The sequence below is a fragment of the Variovorax sp. 01T439_2 genome, assembly GCF_056398445.1.
This window is the reverse complement of record NZ_JBFTPJ010000763.1, coordinates 1-2,931: the sequence shown is the minus strand read 5'-3', so window position 1 is coordinate 2,931 and position 2,931 is coordinate 1. Positions and strand designations below refer to the sequence as shown.

Sequence of the window (2,931 nt, the reverse complement as noted above, 5' to 3'; positions counted from 1 at the left end):
ATCCCCATCAGCTCGCCCATTCGCAACGCCTACATCGACTTTAGCAAGATGACCCTGAGCCTTGTCGCGGTGGTCACCGACGTGATTCGCGATGGCAAGCCCGTCGTTGGCTACGGCTTCAACTCGAACGGCCGCTACGGCCAGGGCAAGCTGATGCGCGAGCGATTCATTCCGCGCATCATGGAGGCGAAGCCGTCGTCCCTCGTCGACGACAGCGGCGACAACCTCGATCCGCACAAGATCTGGAACACGATGTTCACCAATGAGAAGCCGGGCGGCCATGGCGAGCGCTCGGTGGCCATTGGCACCATCGACATGGCGGTGTGGGACGCGGTGGCCAAGATCGAAGGCAAGCCGCTGTTCCAGTTGCTGGCCGACCGCTATGGCGACGGCAAGCCCAACCGCAAGATCTTCGTCTACGCGGCGGGCGGCTACTACTACCCGGGGCAGGACCATGGGAAGCTCCAGGACGAAATGCGCAGCTACATCGACCGCGGCTACACGGTCGTCAAGAAGAAGATCGGCGGCGCCTCGCTCGACGAAGACCTGCGCCGCATCGACTCGATCATGGAAGTGCTGCAGGACGGCCAGAAGCTCTGCGTCGACGCCAACGGGCGCTTCGACCTGGAAACCGCGATTGCCTATGCCAAGGCCCTGTCGCAGTACGACCTCTTCTGGTACGAGGAGCCGGGCGATCCGCTGGACTTCGAATTGCAGGCAGCCTTGCGCAATTTCTACAAGAACCCAATGGCCACTGGCGAAGATCTCTTCTCCATGCAGGATGCGCGCAACCTGATCCGCTACGGCGGCATGCGCCCGGACCGCGATTGGCTGCAGTTTGACTGCGCGCTCAGCTACGGCCTGGTGGAGTACCTGCGCACGCTGGAGATGTTGAAGGAACATGGCTGGTCGGCCAGCCGCTGCATCCCGCACGGCGGGCACCAGATGTCGCTGAACATCGCTGCCGGCCTTGGCCTCGGTGGCAACGAGTCGTACCCCGACCTGTTCCAGCCATTCGGCGGGTTCCCGGACGGCGTGAAGGTCGAGAACAGCTTCGTGACCCTGCCCGATCTGCCGGGCATCGGCTTCGAGGGCAAGGCCGATCTGTACCGCGAGATGCAGGCGCTTTCGGCCTGACGCAGATGGCCCACAAAGGAGACAACACCATGAAAAGCATTTGGCGCTGCGGCGCGGGCATCGTCCTGCTCGCTTCGGCCACGCTGGCCTCTGCAGACTTCCCGGACAAGCCCGTCACGCTGGTTGTTCCGTTCGCGGCCGGCGGCCCGAGCGACAAGATCGCCCGGGACCTGGCCGAGGCACTGCGCAAGCCGCTCGGCCAGACCGTGATCGTCGACAACGCCGCCGGTGCGGGCGGCACGATCGGCTCGGCCAAGGTGGCGCGCGCCACGCCGGACGGCTACACGCTGCTGGTGCATCACATCGGCATGGCCACCGCACCGGCGCTGTATCGCAAGCTCCCCTACAAGGTGCCCGATGACTTCGAAATGCTGGGCCTGATCAACGAAGCCCCATCCGTGGTGATCGGCAAGCCGAGCCTGGAAGCCACCAGCTTCGCGGACTTGCGCAAGTGGATTGCTGCGAACGGCGGAAAGGTCAACCTGGCCCATGCAGGGCTGGGCTCCGCGTCGCACCTGTGCGGCTTGATGTTCCAGAGCGCCTTGAAGACCAGCATGACCCCGGTGCCCTACAAGGGAACCGCACCGGCCATGACGGACCTCATCGGCGGCCAGGTCGACCTCATGTGCGAGCAGGCCACCAACGCCGTGCCGCAGCTCGAGGGCAAGAAGGTCAAGGTCTACGGCATCACGAGCCTGAAGCGCCTGCCGCTGCCATCGCTCAAGGACACTCCCACGCTCGCGGAGTCCGGGCTCAAGGATTTCGACGTGCAAGTCTGGCACGGCTTGTATGCGCCCAAGGGCACGCCGCCCGCGGTGCTGGAAAAGCTGAACGCGGCGCTTCGCGCCGCACTGAAGGATCCGGAACTCATCAAGCGCGAAGAGGCGCTGGGCCTCACCGTGGTGAATGACGACCGCCTGGCCGCGGCCGGTCACCGGAAGTTCGTGGAAGCGGAGAAAGTCCGCTGGTCGAAGGTCATCAAGGAAGCCGGCGAATACGCTGACTGAGCGCGAGCCGTGCAAGCGCATGACGATGGGCTTGCCAACTCGAAGGGGCCGCCTGTGGTGAAAGCCTGGAACGCCGTTCTGGCTGAGACCCTGGAAGCAGGGGGGAAGCCAGCAGGCACGCGCGGTCGCCTCGCAATCCCCGTGGCTGGGGACGATGCGAAGGCAACGTGGACAGTGCGCCCCGCAATCGAGATGCCTTGAGCAAGGAATTTGCATCGGCAGGCGGCGCGCTGACGCACGCACAAACCGTAGTGCTACGGCATAGGTGAGGTGCTTTCGTTCTCGGGAAGGTCGCCAGAAGTGATTGGCTCATGGCTTTTCATGGGAGAGCGTTTTCAAGCTCCAGTTATGGCTCGCGAGTCGGCGCGATTCGCGTCGTTCAGTTTCGTGAAGCGCTCACGGCGGAGAGCATTCCCAGGACACTGGCGTACGTGCCATTGGCTTCTGCGTACCGGATGAACTTGGCGCGTTCTACGACAATTTCCTGGGCCTCAGGCTCATCGCGCAGAAGTGCCATGGTTTCTGAAAGAAATTCTTCCAGCGGCATGGACTGCTCGTCGTTTTCCTGGCCCAGCAACGTTGTTCGCACGCCCGGTGGCGCCACTTCGATGACTTGGACAGAGGCGTCCGCCACCTGGATGCGCAGGCTCTCGGTGAAGGAGTGAAGGGCGGCTTTCGTTGCGTTGTAGGTGGGCGTGGCCGGCAGTGGAACGAATGCGAGCGAAGAGGTGACGTTCACGATCACCGCGTCGCTTTTGTCCACCAGTTGCGGCAAGAAGGCGTAGAC

The 2,931-nt window shown here is 63.5% G+C and carries 3 protein-coding genes; 2 read left to right on the top strand and 1 reads right to left on the bottom strand.

Going from position 1 to position 2,931, the window contains the following annotated elements; translation table 11 throughout:
- Positions 1-1,137 (top strand): mandelate racemase/muconate lactonizing enzyme family protein (locus AC1DOC_RS27360; RefSeq protein ID WP_478130887.1); only part of this gene is annotated, 1,137 nt, incomplete at its 5' end.
- A gap of 29 nt (positions 1,138-1,166) precedes the next feature.
- The gene (locus AC1DOC_RS27355; RefSeq protein ID WP_018903069.1) at positions 1,167-2,144 is read left to right on the top strand and encodes a tripartite tricarboxylate transporter substrate-binding protein; all 978 of its coding nucleotides are present in this window, start codon (positions 1,167-1,169) and stop codon (positions 2,142-2,144) included.
- Between the two features lie 379 nt (positions 2,145-2,523).
- On the opposite strand, the gene AC1DOC_RS27350 is transcribed toward AC1DOC_RS27355, so the two are convergent.
- A partial coding sequence (locus AC1DOC_RS27350; RefSeq protein ID WP_478130886.1) for an SDR family NAD(P)-dependent oxidoreductase occupies positions 2,524-2,931 on the bottom strand: 408 nt, incomplete at its 5' end.

What these genes read in the sequence shown, in the direction of transcription:
- AC1DOC_RS27355 (WP_018903069.1), top strand. Translation starts at nt 1,167, where the DNA reads ATGAAAAGCATTTGGCGCTGCGGCGCGGGCATCGTCCTGCTCGCTTCG.